The following is a 16,821-nucleotide window of genomic DNA, read 5'->3' on the forward strand; positions in this document are numbered from 1 at the left end:
AGGTTTTCTATACAAGTTAGATGCATCAACATGCACAGTATGTATAGAAAAATACTGAAATGCCTGTTTGTGGTTAATTACCATCAGTGCCTTGCAGCACCTTAATTGTCATCTAGTTAAGTATTTTTCTATACAAATTGCTTTCACAAACAGACTTTGTTTATATATAAAAACTCTCAAATACAAAACACGTTGATGTTCTAAAACTCAAACGAACATGCTTGAACGAGCGCTAACCCGGCAACCGCAGCGCGCATGACCACCATCATTTCGGCATGCTGCGCACGGTGCTCGTATGCACAGGCTGCTACCCAAATCATCACAGCAACAAAAAAGGCCAGCGAACACGCTGGCCTTAATGTCTGAACCTTCTGCACTTCACAACCGCGCAGAGGATTAGCGCCTTGGGTTTAGGCCGCGCTGCTTTCCAGCACGGGGTAGTCGGTGTAGCCCGTGGCATCAGCGCTGTAGATGGTGCTGGGGTTCAGCGCATTGAGCTCCGCCCCACGCGCAAAGCGCACAGGCAGATCGGGGTTGGCAATAAAGACGCGGCCAAAGGCCACGGCATCGGCAGCGCCGCTGGCAATCACGGCTTCGGCCTGCTCGGCGGTAAAACCGTCATTGGCAATGAACGTGCCCTGGTACACCTTGCGCATGTGCTGGCCAATAGGCAGCACGCCGTCTTTGAGCTCTTCACGCGAGAAGATAAAGCCCAGCTTGCGCGCCGCAATCTGCTCAGCCACGTAGGTGAACAAGGCCACAGGGTTGCTGTCGCTCATGCTGTGCGTGTTGCTCATGGGGTTCAGGTGCACGCCAATGCGCTCTGCAGGCCACACTTGCAGCAGGCCATCCAGTGTTTCCATCAAGAAGCGGGCACGGTTTTCAATGCTGCCGCCGTACTGGTCGGTGCGCTGGTTGCTGCCGTCGTGCAAGAACTGGTCAAACAGATAGCCGTTGGCGGCATGCACTTCAATAAAGTCAAAGCCCGCTTCTTTGGCATTGCGTGCGGCCTGCACAAAGTCCTGCACCACCGCTGCCACCTCTTCGGTCTCCAGCGCGCGCGGCACGGCATAAGGGCGCTTGGGGCGCAGCACATTCACATCACCCTCGGCGGCAATCGCGCTGGGGGCTACGGGCAGCTGGCCATCGAGCAGTTCGGGGTCAGAAATACGGCCTACGTGCCACAGTTGCAGGGCAATATGGCCGCCTTCAGCGTGCACTGCGTCGGTCACGCGCTTCCAGCCTGCTACTTGCTCAGCCGACCAGATACCGGGCGTGTTGGGGTAGCCAACGCCCATGGGTGATACGGAAGTGGCCTCGGTCAAGATCAGCCCGGCACCCGCACGCTGGCGGTAATACGTCACCTGCAAATCCCCTGGCGCACGGCCTTCAAAGGCACGCATACGCGTCAGCGGAGCCAGAACCACGCGGTTAGGCAAAGTGACAGAACCAATCTGGAAAGGCGTTTGGAGTTGGGACATGGGAGCAATCTGACAGTGAAAAATCCAGCGCCGCCAAGCGCCAGACAAAATTGAGAACGCGGCACCCGCCGCGCTGTCTGTCACAAATGGTGCTGGAGCCAAAGAGTTCAAGAGCGCTGCCTGCGCAATCGCTGCAGCTTGCACAGCGCCCTGCCCTGGGTGTTTTGAAATTCAAGAAAAATTCAAATTTAGCGCTGATGCAGAAAGCGTCAGTAGCTATCAAAAACCACAAAAACAAAAAGCAGCCACCGGCTGCCTTGTTTGTGTGTAGCGATTTAAAGAGTCGCCAACTTTACAGCTTCCACCACCCCACCATGCCCAGCGCCGACAAGGCCCACATCGCCATCAGCGCATGCCGCTGCCAGCCCACGCGCTGGCGCAAGGTGGTGAAAAAGAACACCGCGCAGGCAATAGCCACCAGAGCCGCCATGATGGGCAGCCAAGCCATCAAGGCATTGGCCCGCTCAGCCCCCGTGCCACCGCCTGCCATGGTGGCCAGCAAAGCCAGCGGCAGGCAACTGGTAATGGTCAAGGTAAACGCCGCCAATGCATACGCCCAGCCAAAGCTCAGACCGAAAAGAGAGGGGGACGACGATGGCTGGTTCATTGGAGGTAGATATTTGCTTTAAAGCGGGTCTTGGAGCCGCGCATACGGCTGTGGTAATTGAAATTAGCACTCTAGACAGGCATGAAGCCGCAGGCTGTATGCGGTCATATGCCTCGCCTCAGTAAGGCAGAGCACCAACACATCGAGTGTAATTGTTAGTGGCGTTTGCTCAGACGCTCTGGCTTTTGCACTTTTCGTTTCACCACCACTGCGCTAGGCTTGGCCGTCACCCCACACCCTGCTCTGTACCATGCCCGACTTGCAGCACCTGCACCACCACTGGCTCCGCGCTTGGAATGAGCTGCAACACACCCCACCGCTAGACCTGTACGAGCAGTTATTGCAGGCTTACAGCGAGCCACAACGCCACTACCACACGCTGCAGCATCTGGCTGAATGCCTGCAACTGCAAAGCGAAAGCGCCCATCTGGCGCAGCAACCGGGCGAAGTGGCCATTGCCCTGTGGTTCCACGACGCGGTGTACGACGTCAAAGCACATGGCAACGAAGCGCGCAGCGCTGACTGGGCAGTTACGGCCTTGCAAACCGCAAGCGTGAGCGTTGAAATACAAACCCGTGTGCATGCGCTGATCATGGCCACCGAACACACTGCCGCGCCCTTGGCGGGCGATGCGGCTTTGCTGGTGGATATTGACCTGTCCATTTTGGGTGCTGCCCCAGCGCGCTTTGCGGAGTATGAGCGACAGATTCGGCAGGAATATGCGTGGGTGCCGGAGGATGTGTTTGTGGAAAAGCGCAAGGCGGTGTTGCAGAGTTTTCAAGATCAAGCGCCCATTTACGGCACCGCGCTGTTTCAAACCCGCTTGGAAGCACAGGCACGCCGCAATTTGGCGGATGCGCTGGCGACACTAGCTGTGGCGAGAATGCTGGCGAATAGTGCATTCAAAGAAGAAAAAACGCATCGCTTATAGGGAGTAGAAATCAGCTTTTATTTTTAATTACCCCAAATTACCCAAACTGCTACAGACCAAGCAGCTTGGGCCTTGCAGGCGGCGCTATTTTTTAAAGTCAAAGTCTCTTTAAATTTTGCGAAATATTTTCAATTAATAAAAATGAAAAATAATTTTATGAAGTTAATCTTGACAATAAATTTCAGGAATTATATTCATTTCTTTGGCGGAATGCGAAAATGAAGAAAATATCCACAGAAGTTGAATAATATTCCCAGCAACTTTTCCTCCATTTTTCAATTTTCCAAATTCAGCAACTAAAGTCTTCTTAGATAAGAAAGAACAACTTAGCACACACCTTCTATTCAACCCATAATCTTTCAATATTTTTTCTATATCAACAATAAATGTTGATACCTGACCTTTTCTAGCTCTTAGTATGTTAGTGGACAGACCACCAGAACTTGTATACAAAGTATTAAAAGAATTATTTAATTTTAATTTAATCCTTTCAGTATCAAAATACATATTACCAATATTTTTAATACCTTGAGAAACAACATCATGGAGATTACTTGCAGATTTACTCAAATCTCCATGCTTAGAATGAATAAAAGATATTTGTTTTTTATCTATATTAAATGTTATATGATCTGCCCATTCATTACCCAAATCATCGCAAAAAATATAATTATCTTTCTTATGTAGATTTTCAATCATATAAAACATAGAGTCTTTTGAGAAGTTTTTACTATTTTTCCTAAAATTACCCTTTTCAGACTTAACATTAGACATCAAAGAAAAAGGTTTAAGCATTTCTAAAACCTCATCGATTTGCGAAATACTAGATGAATCCTCAAAGCATGACCCCATGAAGTACATAAACTTAGGATCATCAAAAGTTATGCTGTAAAAACCGTTCTTTATAATGAATTTTTGCAAAGTCTCATATTTATCATCATCTTCAAAAACATATATTTTTTCTAAAAATTTTGAATGCACGCTTAGTGTTTTTTTGTTTTTCTTAATTCTTGAAGCACGACCTGCCTTCAAAATATCAAGCGATGAATTTATCTCATAGACCTTTTCCAACCTAGAAAAAATTGCTTTTTGAAATCCATTAGATAGTTCAATTTTTTTTCCAGACTTATTCCGCCCTAACTTAAGCCCCTCTTTTTTTAACCGATCATATAAAGATCCAGCTTCTATCAAGATAGCATTCGGTGATGAACGTACGAGCACATCATCAAGATCAATTTTCCCGGCAAATGAATCTAGAAAATTCTCTACTGATGGTGATTTTATTAAATCTATTTGATTCTTAACCCACAAAGAAATAGCATTAATATTTTCTCTAGGATTAAATTCTGTTATACGCCCTGTTCCGGAAATAGTTTTCAATTCACCTCCTTTTCTTAATTTTAAAAAATAAGGAATAGATCTACCAGCGCCATAAAGTGAAAGCAACCCATTCAAATTTGTTGCTTCGTACGCTTTGGCTCGCATTGCACTATCAGAAACCGTCATATTCCTAACAGCAAGTTTTTGAAATTCAACATTATTATCAAATTTTGAAGTAATTTCTTTACTTTCAACCAGATCAAAGTTTAATTCCAAAACATCATTTATATTTGAGCAACTTTTTTTAATTATCGACAAATATTCATCAATTTCAATTACAAGAATAAAGGCGTAAATAACATCATAAAAATCACCTTCCAGGAAATAAACAGGCCTATTTATTTCAAAAACTCTAGCAGAATAAATAAATTCAAAAGATTGATCATTCTCCCCCAAAACTCTAAAAACATCTAAAACAAAACTATCCTTGTTTATTGCCCCATCACTAGCACCATTAATAATATCCTTAACAAACTCTTCCTTAAAAACAGATTTCTTTCGATAAAACTGAGCACTTCTAGTTAGATTCAATCTTTCTGGCACAGCTTCCCCCAAATTTATTAAAAATAAAATTATAGTAAGCCTGTTACATTTTTTAAAGTGAAAATTGCATTAAAAAATAAAGTCCAACCATCAAATCACGAGTATCTCTTTGCAAATAAATAGCTTTCTGCTATCAAATTTACAATAAAAATCAGAATTTATAGCTGCCTTTTGCTTATCAAGCACTTTCTAGAAATTGCTAATCACTCCCTGGGCGTCGGCACATCTGTCCAAAACTCGTGCAGCACTTCCGCCGCCATGCCGATGCTTTGACCCAGTGTGGGGTGCGGATGGATGGTCTTGTCAACAGCGAAGGTGTCTGCGCCCATCTCAATGGCCAAAGCAATCTCGCCAATCGCGCCCGGCCATTGCCGTGGGCTTCCGGTGAATCGTCAAACAGCAGTTGGATGAAGCCTTCGTCGCAGCCATTGGCGATGGCGCACTGCCCGAGGCGGCCCAAGGGAACAGCCCCTTCTTGACCTTGATACCTTTCCCCTTGACCTGGTCTTCGGTCAGGCTCATCCATGCCACTTCGGGGTCGGTTGCGCCTGCAATGTGCGTGCGTAGGATGTGCTGATCGATTGACTGCAGATAGTCAGCCAGCGTCTACACGGGTTTGTCACAAGCTGCCAAGCAGCAAACAATGTATTTTTGAATAATAATTAACAATACATTCAAACCATTGAGGTCAAATAAATCACCACTGCATTTTTATATCAAAAAGATTTAAATATCAGTTCAATAATATTGCTATGAAGTTGCAATGGCACTTAACAAGTATTAATTATTTGATAACTTGGTTCAAGAAAATATTCTTGCCAAAAATCCTTTGCGTTTGTGCTTTTCCTCCAACTCTTTCACGATCTCCTCTTTCATTTTCTGCTCGGTCGTTTTAGTGTTCTTGTTTCGCATGCGCTGGTACGCCTTGACGGTATCCACGTAGCCACGGTCTTCATTGCGAATGTGGTTAAACAACCAGCGCGACAGCATGCCGTGCAGCTCGTTGGCGACATCCTCGCCTGCTTCGAAGCGCTGCTGTATTTCAGTGACCCGGCGTATAAACAGCTCATGCACGCGCTTGTGAGGCCCTGAAAACATGTACCCTGCTTCTTCAATCATGGCCTCTTCAAAAGCAAAATGTGAAAGGGTGTAGTCCACGGTCTCTGCAATCACGACTCCCAGCAATTTTCGGTCAGGTGTTTCGCGCAATGCGTAGAGTCGATTGATGTAATCAGCAATACGCCTGTGCTGTCTATCAATTTCTTCAATACCAATATTGAGGGCAGGAACCCAATTTAAAATAGCCATAAACTCACCTCCTCATTTATCGCTTTTCATCTTAGATTCCGGACAACATTTTTCAAAGCAATATGCCTTTAATATTATTTACGTATGATTTAAGTCAAAACGCACATAAATTATATGTAATACATGTTTCCAGACATTGCTACGCATTGCATATTCTTTACTATAGCTTCTAAAAGTAAAATTATTTACCATTATTATTAGTTACGTAATATGAAAATATTTACATATTAACGGACAAGTATCTGCTGTTTTAAGCCATAGAGACTGACTGAAAAGTGACCTATGCCCGCTCCGCAGCAGTAGCTGGCCTGCGCAGCACAACCCAAAGCTCTTGCACATAATTTGCAATTAATGCTTTCAAACTCAGAAAAATTAATCGACTACACCGCCGTAGCATTGGGTCAGATTTTCAGGTCACATTGGCAGTAATCGCAGCCTGCACTTAACTCAAAGCGTCTGTAATCACCCCATGGGTTTAGAGCAGCAAACACAAGCTTTGATACGTCGTTGTTTTGCTTGCAGTACTTAAGTACTGCTTTCGGCTTCACACCTGCGTCTCAACCGTTAACCTTCGTTTTACTGGATGGTGTTAGCAGCTCTTAAACAATAAAAAAGGCAACCCGAAGGTTGCCTTTTTGCGTTGCAAGCACTTTTTAGAAAGCGCTAATTACTTGCGTGCGGGTGGTACATCGGTACAAGAGCCATGCGCCACTTCTGCCGCCATGCCAATGCTTTCGCCCAGCGTGGGGTGCGGGTGGATGGTCTTGCCGATATCGACAGTGTCTGCACCCATCTCAATGGCCAGTGCAATTTCACCAATCATGTCGCCAGCGTGCGTGCCGACCATGCCGCCGCCCAAGATGCGGCCATGGCCGTGGGCTTCGGGTGAATCATCAAACAGCAGCTTGGTAAAGCCTTCGTCGCGGCCATTGGCAATGGCACGGCCCGAGGCTGCCCAGGGGAACAGGCCCTTTTTGACCTTGATGCCTTGCGCCTTGGCCTGGTCTTCGGTCAGGCCCACCCATGCCACTTCGGGGTCGGTGTAGGCCACGCTTGGAATCACGCGGGCATTGAAAGCGGCGGCTGCCAGCTCTTTGTTCCCCTGCAATTCACCAGCGATGACTTCAGCGGCCACGTGCGCTTCGTGCACGGCCTTGTGCGCCAGCATGGGCTGGCCCACGATGTCGCCAATGGCAAAGATGTGCGGCACGTTGGTGCGCATCTGGATGTCAACGTCGATAAAGCCACGGTCGGTGACGGCTACGCCGGCAGCGTCTGCGCCAATCTTCTTGCCATTGGGTGTGCGGCCCACGGCTTGCAAGACGAGGTCGTAGGTTTGTGGCTCAGGCACGGTGATGCCGTCTTTGGCTGGCGCGAACGACACCTTGATGCCTTCGGGCGTGGCTTCGGCACCCACGGTCTTGGTGTTGACCATGATGTTGTCAAAGCGTGGCGCGTTCATCTTTTGCCAGACCTTGACCAGATCGCGGTCAGCGCCTTGCATGAGGCCGTCCATCATTTCCACCACATCCAGGCGTGCGCCCAGTGTGCTGTAGACGGTGCCCATTTCCAGACCGATGATGCCGCCACCCAGGATCAGCATGCGCTTGGGCACTTCCTTGAGCGCCAGTGCGCCGGTGGAATCGACCACGCGAGGGTCCTTGGGCATGAAAGGCAGGTGCACGGCTTGCGAGCCTGCAGCAATGATGGCGTTCTTGAATTGAATGACCTTCTTGCTGCCGGTTTGCGCTTGCTTGTCGCCTTCGGTTTCGGCCACTTCAATGTGGTGCGAGCCCACAAAAGTACCGACACCGCGCACGACGGTGACCTTGCGCATCTTGGCCATCTGGGCCAGACCGCCAGTCAGCTTGCTGATGACCTTGTCTTTGTGGCCACGCAGGGTGTCAATCGACACCTCAGGCGCGCCAAACTTGACACCTGCAACTTCAAGGTGCTTGACCTCGTCGATCACAGCCGCCACGTGCAGCAGCGCCTTGGAGGGGATGCAACCCACGTTCAGGCACACGCCGCCCAGCGTTTTGTAACGCTCAACCAGCACCACCTTCAGGCCCAGATCAGCTGCGCGGAAGGCTGCGGAGTAGCCACCGGGGCCACCGCCGAGCACGACCACATCAGCGTCCAGATCCACAGAGCCGCTGTAGCTGGAAGCTGCCGGGGCAGCAACAGGTGCTGCTGGCGCTGCAACAGTGCTGGGCTGTGCAGCTGGTGCGCTGGGTGCAGCAGCCGGCGCTGGTGCGGCTGCAGGGGCAGCAGCTTGCTCAGCGCCCTGTGCGGCTTCCAGCGTCAGCACCACGGAGCCTTCGGCGATTTTGTCGCCGATCTTGACCGCAATGGACTTGACCACGCCAGCGTGGCTGGAGGGGATTTCCATGGAGGCCTTGTCAGACTCCACAGTGATGAGCGACTGGTCCACGGTGACGGTGTCACCGGGCTGCACCAGCAGCTCGATCACGCCGACTTCGGCGAAGTCGCCAATGTCGGGCACTTTGATATCGATGATTGCCATGTGCAGCGCTCCTTACAGCAAGATGCGGCGGTAGTCCGCCAGCACAGCGCCCAGATAGGCGTTAAAGCGCGCAGCCGAGGCTCCGTCGATGACGCGGTGGTCGTACGACAGGCTCAGGGGCAGCATCAGGCGGGGCACGAACTTTTCTTTCTCTTCGTTCCACACCGGCTGCATGGCGCCACGCGACAGGCCAAGGATGGCCACTTCAGGCGCATTCACAATGGGCGTGAAGTTGGTGCCGCCAATGCCGCCCAGCGAGGAGATGGAGAAGCAGCCGCCTTGCATGTCTGCCGCGCCCAGCTTGCCGTCGCGGGCCTTTTTGGCCAGCTCGCCCATTTCCTGGCTGATCTGCATGATGCCCTTCTTGTCGGCATCTTTGAGCACAGGCACCACCAGGCCGTTGGGCGTGTCTGCCGCAAAGCCGATGTTGAAGTACTGCTTGTAGACCAGCGTATCGCCGTCCAGCGAGGCGTTGAACTCAGGGAACTTCTTGAGCGCAGCCACCACGGCCTTGATGACGAAAGCCAGCATGGTGACCTTCACATCGCTCTTGGCCTTGGCGTTTTCAGCGTTGGTAGAGACGCGGAAGGCTTCCAGATCGGTGATGTCAGCCAGGTCATTGTTGGTGACATGGGGAATCATCACCCAGTTGCGGTGCAGGTTGGCGCCCGAGATCTTCTTGATGCGCGACAGATCTTTGCGCTCGACCGGGCCGAACTTGGCAAAGTCCACCTTGGGCCATGCCAGCACTTCCAGACCGCCCACGTTGCCAGCGCCTGCCGATTTGGCGGGGGCCTTGGCAGCTTGTGCCAGGGTTTGCACCGCGCCCGCCATGACGGATTTGGTAAAGCCCATCACGTCTTCGGAGGTGATGCGGCCCTTCTGGCCCGAGCCTTGCACTTCTTCCAGCGGCACGCCCAGTTCACGCGCAAATTTGCGCACGGAAGGCGATGCATGCGGCAGCTTGCCCGAAGGGGCCACCGTGGGGTTGTGGGCTGGGGCCGCAGCAGGGGCAGCTACAGCGGCAGTAGCTGCTGGCGCTGCTGGTGCTGCACTGGCTTGTGCAGCAGGTGCTGCTTGCGTTGCAGGAGCTGGTGTTGCAGCAACTGGCGCGGCGGCAGGTGCCAACGCCGACGCTGCGGGGACTGCGCCCTGCACGCTCATAGTGCCCACTGTGTCACCCACGTTGACCACATCGCCCAGCTTGATGCCCAGCGCAATGATGGTGCCTGCGGCAGGCGATGGAATTTCCATCGATGCCTTGTCAGACTCCACGGTGAACAGCGATTGCTCAGCGGTGACCACATCACCCACTTTGACCAGCATTTCAATGACGGCCACGTCCTTGAAGTCACCAATGTCAGGAATGACGATATTCATAGAGCTTGCTGCAGCTGCAGGAGCGGCTGGCGCAGGCGCTGCGGCAGTTTCAGCTTGTTTTGTATCTGCAACAGGCGCAGCTGCTACGCTAGGCGCTACAGCTTCTGCAGCAGGTGCCTGTGCAGGGGCGGAAGCGGCGTCTGCAGTTTCAATCACTGCAATCACGCCGCCCTGCGCCACCTGGTCACCCAGCTTGACGCGCAGCTCCTTGAGCACACCGGCGTGGCTGGAAGGAATTTCCATGGAGGCCTTGTCGGACTCCACGGTAATCAGCGACTGCTCGACCTTGATGGTGTCGCCCACGTTGACCAGCACTTCGATCACGCCAACGCTGTCGAAATCCCCGATGTCCGGGACCTTGATTTCTGTCAATGCCATATCTGTGTCTCCGGGCTTTATCAAGCGTACAGGGGGTTGATCTTGTCGGCTTGGATGCCGTACTTGGCAATTGCTTCTGCCACCTTGGTGATTGGCAGCTTGCCTTCGTCGGCCAGCGACTTGAGCGCGGCCACCACGATGTAGTGGCGGTCGATCTCGAAGTGCTCGCGCAGCTTGCGGCGGAAGTCCGAGCGGCCAAAGCCATCAGTGCCCAGCACCTTGTAAGTACGGCCCTTGGGCATGTAGGGGCGAATTTGCTCGGCGTAGGCCTTCATGTAGTCGGTAGACGCGACCACAGGGCCCTGGGTGGCTTGCAACTGCTGCGTTACAAAGGCTTGCTTGGCGGTTTCCAGCGGGTGCAGCATGTTGTGGCGTTCGCAGTCCTGACCGTCGCGGGTCAGTTCGTTGAACGATGGGCAGCTCCACACGTCGGCGGCAATGCCCCAGTCTTTTTCCAGCAGCTCTTGCGCAAAGAACGATTCGCGCAGGATGGTGCCCGAACCCAGCAGCTGAACGCGCTGGCCCGATTGCGGCACTTTCTGGCCGGGCTTGCACAGGTACATGCCCTTGATGATTTGCTGCTCCGTGCCTTCGGTCAGACCGGGCATGGGGTAGTTTTCATTGAGCAAGGTGATGTAGTAGAAGACGTTTTCCTGGTTTTGCACCATGCGGCGCAAGCCGTCTTGCATGATCACGGCCACTTCGTGCGCGAAGGTGGGGTCGTAGCTGATGCAGTTAGGCACGGTGTTGGCCAGAATGTGGCTGTGGCCGTCTTCGTGCTGCAGGCCTTCGCCGTTGAGCGTGGTGCGGCCCGAAGTGCCGCCCAGCAAGAAGCCGCGTGCCTGCATGTCGCCTGCTGCCCATGCCAGATCGCCAATGCGCTGGAAGCCGAACATGGAGTAGTAGACGTAGAACGGAATCATGATCCGGTTGGACGTGCTGTAGCTGGTAGCCGCAGCAATCCACGAAGCCATACCGCCGGCTTCGTTGATGCCTTCCTGCAGAATCTGGCCGGCCTTGTCTTCGCGGTAGTACATGACCTGGTCTTTGTCGACAGGGGTGTACTGCTGACCGTGGGGGTTGTAGATACCGATCTGGCGGAACAGGCCTTCCATACCAAAGGTACGGGCTTCGTCCACCAGGATAGGCACAACGCGGGGGCCAATGTTCTTGTCACGCAGCAGTTGCGTCAGGAAGCGCACATAGGCTTGCGTCGTGGAGATTTCACGGCCTTCGGGCGTGGGCTCCAGAATGGCCTTGAAGGTGTCCAGCGCCGGGGCGGTGAAAGACTCTTCGGCCTTCACACGGCGGTGAGGCAGGTAGCCGCCCAAGGCCTTGCGGCGCTCGTGCAGGTACTTCATCTCGGGGGTGTCGTCCGCAGGCTTGAAGAAAGGGATGTCCGCAATCTGGCTGTCTGGGATTGGAATGTTGAAACGGTCGCGGAAGGACTTGATGTCTTCGTCGCTCAGTTTCTTGGTCTGGTGAACGTTGTTCTTGCCTTCACCGACCTTGCCCATGCCAAAGCCCTTGACGGTCTTGACCAGCAGCACGGTCGGCTGACCCTTGGTGGTGTTGGCTGCGTGGAAGGCGGCGTAGACTTTTTGCGAGTCGTGGCCACCGCGGCGCAGGTTCCAGATTTCGTCGTCGGACATGTGCTCGACCATCTTCAGCGCGCGGGGGTCGCGACCGAAGAAGTTCTTGCGCACGAAAGCACCATCGTTGGCCTTCATGGCCTGATAGTCACCGTCGTTGCACTCCATCATGATTTTCTTGAGAACGCCGTCCTTGTCCTTGGCCAGCAGCTCGTCCCAGCCCTTGCCCCAGATTAGCTTGATGACGTTCCAGCCAGAGCCACGGAATTCGCCTTCCAACTCCTGAATGATCTTGCCGTTACCGCGCACAGGGCCGTCCAGACGCTGCAAGTTGCAGTTGATGACGAAGACCAGGTTGTCGAGGTTTTCGCGGGCAGCCAGGCCGATTGCGCCCAGCGATTCAACTTCGTCCATTTCACCGTCGCCGCAGAACACCCAGACCTTGCGGTTTTCGGTGTTGGCAATGCCACGAGCGTGCAGGTACTTGAGGAAACGCGCCTGATAGATGGCCATCAATGGGCCCAGACCCATCGAGACGGTGGGGAACTGCCAGAACTCGGGCATCAGCTTGGGATGCGGGTAGCTGGACAGGCCCTTGCCGTCTACTTCCTGGCGGAAGTTGAGCAACTGCTCTTCAGTGATGCGGCCTTCCAGGAACGCACGGGCGTAGATGCCGGGCGAGACGTGACCCTGGATGTACAGGCAGTCACCACCGTGGTTTTCATTTTCGGCGTGCCAGAAATGGTTAAAGCCCGCTGCAAACATGTTGGCCAGCGAGGCGAACGAACCAATGTGACCGCCCAGATCGCCACCTTCTGGTGGGTGATGGCGGTTGGCCTTGACGACCATGGCCATGGCGTTCCAGCGCATGTAGGCGCGCAGACGGCCTTCCAGCTCCAGGTTGCCGGGGCAGCGGGCTTCCTGGCTGGCTTCAATGGTGTTGACATAGCCAGTGGTGGCTGAGAAAGGCAAATCCACGCTGTTTTGGCGTGCGTGCTCCAGCACCTCTTCAATCAACTGGTGCGCGTACTGCGCACCTTCGCGGTCGATGACGGCGCTCAGCGCGTCCATCCACTCGCGGGATTCTTGGGGGTCGAGGCTAGGCTTTGCGTTAGCGCCGGCCTGAGGGTCGGTCTGAGCTGTCATGGTTGTCTCCTGTTCAAGAGGCTGCAGGTAGGAAGTCGAATTTGTATCGAACGTAGTTCCCTACTCAACGATAAGCAGTGATTGAACCCGAGCTTAGCTGCAGGCTCACACCTTACTTGAGAGACAAATACGCCCAATTTGGCGACCATTTCAGCGCGCAGTTTCGCATATTTTCTTCATATTTCAAATGATGCACCCAACTCCCATAATGTGAAATATTGCTGCAACTGCACATACAGGAGAAGATGTTTCTGGCGTCACTTTGAGCGCGCGCAAAGCAAGGGAATCCCCCTACACTTCCCGTATGGTTTCACCACAAAAAAACAACTCCGAGACAACTGCCCCTGCCTCCTTCACCAGCGCTGACCCCACCCGCTGGTGGCGCATGTGGTGGCGCAGTCTGTCGCCCACTCGACAAGACCGTCTGGCCGCATTGGCACCGCTGGTTTCCGTCGCATTTTTCATGGCAGCAATCATTGCGGCTTTCTGGTACTTGCGCGCGGAGGAAGTCGATCGCGATCAGCAAGCCCTCAAGCGCGATGTGGAATATGCGCAACAGCGCGTACGTTTGCGCCTTTTGGAGCGCCAGGAACAAGTCATGCGCATTGCGCGCGACCTGGCATACGGCGATATCGGTACAGCTGAATTTGTGAACCGCGCCGAGGTGCTGGTCACGCAGTACCCAGAAATGCAGGTTTTGACCTGGGTGGACCGCGATGGCCGCATCATCACCAGCTATGCAGCGCCTACCGTGCCCAGCGAGCAATTGCGCATGCCGGGTGAAAAGCTGCAACACGACGAGGCTGCGCAAAGCTTTCAGTCCGTGAAAGAGAGCAACCACCTGGTGTACACACAGCCGCCGGTGCGCGCTGGCTACAACCCGCCATTGCTGCAGTTTCACTCGCCCGTCATGGGTACCAGCAGCTTTGGCGGCACCGTCATGGCTGAGTTTTCTCTGGACAATTTGATGCGCTACGCCATCCCCAGCGACCTGCTGGCGCGTTACGCCATCACGCTTTCAGATGGACAGGGCAAGCTGCTTGCAGGCACCCCGCTGACGCCTGCGCGCATCAAAACCAACTGGCACACACTGGCCCAGCCAGAGGCGACCGAGTACCAGATTGCAGTCTCGCCCGTGGGCTCTGACCTGACGCTCAAGGCGCAGGCTTACCGCACATCGTTGAGCATGGTGGGTAACGGCATGTTCTGGCTGGTGGCGGCCATGAGCTTGCTGACCGCATGGCTGCTCATGGGTACATGGCGTCACACCCGCAAGCGATTGCGGGCGCAAGACGCGTTGATTGCGGAAACCAATTTCCGCCGCGCGATGGAAAACTCGGTGCTGACCGGCATGCGTGCGCTGGATCTGCAGGGCCGCATCACCTATGTCAATGCTGCGTTTTGCCAGATGACAGGCTGGGACGAAAAAGACCTGGTGGGCCAGATGCCCCCCTATTCCTACTGGGCCGAGCACGACTACGAGTACCTGCACAGCAAACTGAAAGACGAGCTAAGCGGCAAAACTGCACAAGGTGGTTTTCAGGTACGTGTGCGCCGCAAGAACGGTTCCATGTTTGATGCGCGCCTGTATATCTCCCCGCTGATTGATGCCCGTGGGCAGCAGACAGGCTGGATGTCGTCCATGACCGACATCACCGAGTCCAAGCGCATTCGTGACCAGCTGGCTGCCTCTCATGATCGTTTCACGATTGTGCTGGAAGCGCTGGATGCTTCGGTCTCTGTGGCACCGCTGGGCAGTGCAGAGCTGCTGTTTGCCAACAAGCTTTACCGGCAGTGGTTTGGCTCTCAGACGACGGGCCACCTGCAGCTGGTTCAGCAAGGTGGCTTGCCGGCTGAGCGCAGCGAGTCTGTGGATGATGAAGATGGCTTGATGGGCCTGCCCACCGATTCACTGACCAGCGCATCGAGCAACAATGCAGAAATTTACGTGGCCGAACTGGGCAAGTGGCTGGAAGTGCGCTCGCGCTATCTGAGCTGGGTAGATGGGCGCTTGGCGCAAATGGTGATTGCCACCGACATCACCCAGCGCCGCATGGCCGAGGAGCTGTCCGCGCGCCAGACTGAGCAAGCGCAGACAGCCAGCCGCCTGATCACCATGGGAGAGATGGCCTCCAGCGTGGCCCATGAGCTGAACCAGCCTTTAACGGCCATCAGCAACTACAGCAGCGGCATGCTATCGCGCCTGGAGAAAGGCTCGCTGACCGAGGAGCAAATGCGGTTTGCGCTGGAGAAAACAGCACACCAGGCCCAGCGCGCCGGGCAAATCATTCAGCGCATCCGCTCCTTTGTTAAGCGCAGCGAACCCAACCGTACGCTGTCGCAGGTACAGACCATGGTGGACGAGGCGCTGGAGCTGGCCAACATTGAAATGCGCCGGCGCAACGTGCGCCTGAATCATTTTGTGGCCAAGCGCCTGCCGCCCGTGATGGCCGATGCCATCTTGATTGAACAGGTGCTCATCAACCTGATCAAAAATGCAGGCGAATCCATTGACCAGGCACAACGTCCGGCCACGCAGCGTTATGTTGAATTGCGTGTGGTCCCAAAAGAGACAGAAGGACAGGCTGGCGTAGAATTTTCTGTGCAAGACTCTGGAAAAGGCTTGCCTCCAGAGGTACAAGAGCGTTTGTTTGAAGCTTTCTTTTCTACGAAAAACGAAGGCATGGGCATTGGTTTGAACCTGTGCCGTTCCATTGTTGAGTCTCACCAGGGGCGGATGTCCGCTGAGAACCTCTACAATGGTTCAGAGGTGGTGGGCTGCCGGTTCTCCTTCTGGATACCGTTGGCCGCCACTCAGGAAAAGGGAGACAACCTTTCTACGGTTATTAATCCAAATACAAGGAATCCTGCATGAGCTTGACACCTAAAAAAGGGACAGTCTACGTAGTCGATGACGACGAGGGCGTGCGTGACTCCCTGCAGTGGCTGCTGGAAGGCAAAGATTACCGCGTGCGCTGTTTTGACTCTGCCGAGTCTTTTCTCGCCCGCTACGATCAGCGCGAAGTCGCCTGCCTGATTGCCGACATTCGCATGGGCGGCATGACTGGCCTTGAATTGCAAGACAAATTGCTGGAGCGCAAGTCGCCTCTGCCCATTGTGTTCATTACCGGTCATGGCGATGTCCCCATGGCAGTGGGCACCATGAAAAAAGGCGCACTGGATTTCATCCAGAAGCCTTTTGTGGAAGAAGACTTGCTCAACGTGGTCGAGCGCATGCTGGATCACGCACGCGAAGCTTTTGCTGGCCACCAGCAAGCTGCCAGCCGTGAAGCGCTGCTGTCCAAGCTGACGGGCCGCGAATCGCAAGTGCTGGAGCGCATCGTCGCAGGCCGCTTGAACAAGCAAATTGCTGACGATCTGGGCATCAGCATCAAGACGGTGGAAGCGCACCGCGCCAACATCATGGAAAAGCTGGGCGCCAACACAGTGGCCGACCTGCTCAAGATTGCATTGGGCTCCAACGCTGCAAGCGGCAAAGTCCCGGCATAAAATCAGGGGCTAACCCCAAAGGCTGCCAGCGCCCTTAC

Annotated in this window: 10 protein-coding genes and 1 pseudogene; 3 read left to right on the forward strand and 8 right to left on the reverse strand. The window is 53.6% G+C overall.

The genetic code is table 11. From position 1 onward, the window contains the following. Positions 1-410 precede the first annotated feature (410 nt). On the reverse strand, positions 411-1,481 hold the full coding sequence (locus IB213_RS12260) for an alkene reductase (RefSeq protein ID WP_192406791.1): 1,071 nt from the start codon (positions 1,479-1,481) through the stop codon (positions 411-413). Positions 1,482-1,773: 292 nt separating this feature from the next. After that, the gene (locus IB213_RS12265) at positions 1,774-2,088 is read right to left on the reverse strand and encodes a hypothetical protein (protein WP_192406793.1); all 315 of its coding nucleotides are present in this window, start codon (positions 2,086-2,088) and stop codon (positions 1,774-1,776) included. A gap of 250 nt (positions 2,089-2,338) precedes the next feature. On the opposite strand from IB213_RS12265, the gene IB213_RS12270 reads away from it, so the two are divergent. After that, a complete protein-coding gene (locus IB213_RS12270) occupies positions 2,339-3,019 on the forward strand; it encodes an N-methyl-D-aspartate receptor NMDAR2C subunit (RefSeq protein ID WP_192406795.1) in 681 nt (226 codons plus the stop codon). A gap of 162 nt (positions 3,020-3,181) precedes the next feature. Here IB213_RS12270 and IB213_RS12275 read toward each other — a convergent pair whose 3' ends face one another. From IB213_RS12275 to aceE, 6 genes and pseudogenes are all read right to left on the reverse strand, one after another. Continuing rightward, a complete protein-coding gene (locus tag IB213_RS12275; protein ID WP_192406797.1) occupies positions 3,182-4,942 on the reverse strand; it encodes a hypothetical protein in 1,761 nt (586 codons plus the stop codon). Positions 4,943-5,145: 203 nt separating this feature from the next. Continuing rightward, positions 5,146-5,485, reverse strand: a pseudogene (locus IB213_RS12280) (dihydrolipoyl dehydrogenase); the annotation flags it as partial. Between the two features lie 258 nt (positions 5,486-5,743). Beyond that, complete coding sequence (locus IB213_RS12285; protein ID WP_192406799.1) at positions 5,744-6,250, reverse strand: bacteriohemerythrin; 507 nt, start codon at positions 6,248-6,250, stop codon at positions 5,744-5,746. A gap of 667 nt (positions 6,251-6,917) precedes the next feature. Beyond that, entirely contained in the window at positions 6,918-8,777 is a 1,860-nt protein-coding gene (lpdA, locus tag IB213_RS12290; RefSeq protein ID WP_192406801.1) for a dihydrolipoyl dehydrogenase, read from the reverse strand. A 12-nt stretch (positions 8,778-8,789) separates the two neighbouring features. Next, a complete protein-coding gene (gene aceF, locus IB213_RS12295; RefSeq protein ID WP_192406803.1) occupies positions 8,790-10,535 on the reverse strand; it encodes a dihydrolipoyllysine-residue acetyltransferase in 1,746 nt (581 codons plus the stop codon). A gap of 20 nt (positions 10,536-10,555) precedes the next feature. Continuing rightward, complete coding sequence (gene aceE, locus IB213_RS12300) at positions 10,556-13,273, reverse strand: pyruvate dehydrogenase (acetyl-transferring), homodimeric type (RefSeq protein ID WP_191721671.1); 2,718 nt, start codon at positions 13,271-13,273, stop codon at positions 10,556-10,558. A gap of 304 nt (positions 13,274-13,577) precedes the next feature. Between aceE and IB213_RS12305 the strand changes: the two genes are divergently transcribed. Continuing rightward, positions 13,578-16,148 (forward strand): PAS domain S-box protein, encoded by a 2,571-nt coding sequence (locus IB213_RS12305; RefSeq protein WP_191721670.1) that lies wholly within the window; start codon positions 13,578-13,580, stop codon positions 16,146-16,148. Continuing rightward, positions 16,145-16,783 (forward strand): response regulator transcription factor, encoded by a 639-nt coding sequence (locus tag IB213_RS12310; protein ID WP_191721669.1) that lies wholly within the window; start codon positions 16,145-16,147, stop codon positions 16,781-16,783. Before IB213_RS12305 ends, IB213_RS12310 begins: the two co-directional genes overlap by 4 nt. The last annotated feature ends 38 nt before the right edge of the window (positions 16,784-16,821 follow it).

Origin of the sequence: Comamonas sp. CMM02 (genome assembly GCF_014851485.1) — a bacterium.
Classification (GTDB): Bacteria; Pseudomonadota; Gammaproteobacteria; order Burkholderiales; family Burkholderiaceae_C; genus Comamonas; species Comamonas avium.

Excerpts from the sequence above, each read along its gene's own strand:
- aceF (WP_192406803.1), bottom strand. The coding sequence starts at position 10,535 with ATGGCATTGACAGAAATCAAGGTCCCGGACATCGGGGATTTCGACAGC.
- IB213_RS12310 (WP_191721669.1), top strand. The coding sequence starts at position 16,145 with ATGAGCTTGACACCTAAAAAAGGGACAGTCTACGTAGTCGATGACGAC.
- IB213_RS12285 (WP_192406799.1), bottom strand. The coding sequence starts at position 6,250 with ATGGCTATTTTAAATTGGGTTCCTGCCCTCAATATTGGTATTGAAGAA.
- lpdA (WP_192406801.1), bottom strand. The coding sequence starts at position 8,777 with ATGGCAATCATCGATATCAAAGTGCCCGACATTGGCGACTTCGCCGAA.
- IB213_RS12305 (WP_191721670.1), top strand. The coding sequence starts at position 13,578 with ATGGTTTCACCACAAAAAAACAACTCCGAGACAACTGCCCCTGCCTCC.
- IB213_RS12265 (WP_192406793.1), bottom strand. The coding sequence starts at position 2,088 with ATGAACCAGCCATCGTCGTCCCCCTCTCTTTTCGGTCTGAGCTTTGGC.
- IB213_RS12260 (WP_192406791.1), bottom strand. The coding sequence starts at position 1,481 with ATGTCCCAACTCCAAACGCCTTTCCAGATTGGTTCTGTCACTTTGCCT.
- aceE (WP_191721671.1), bottom strand. The coding sequence starts at position 13,273 with ATGACAGCTCAGACCGACCCTCAGGCCGGCGCTAACGCAAAGCCTAGC.
- IB213_RS12270 (WP_192406795.1), top strand. The coding sequence starts at position 2,339 with ATGCCCGACTTGCAGCACCTGCACCACCACTGGCTCCGCGCTTGGAAT.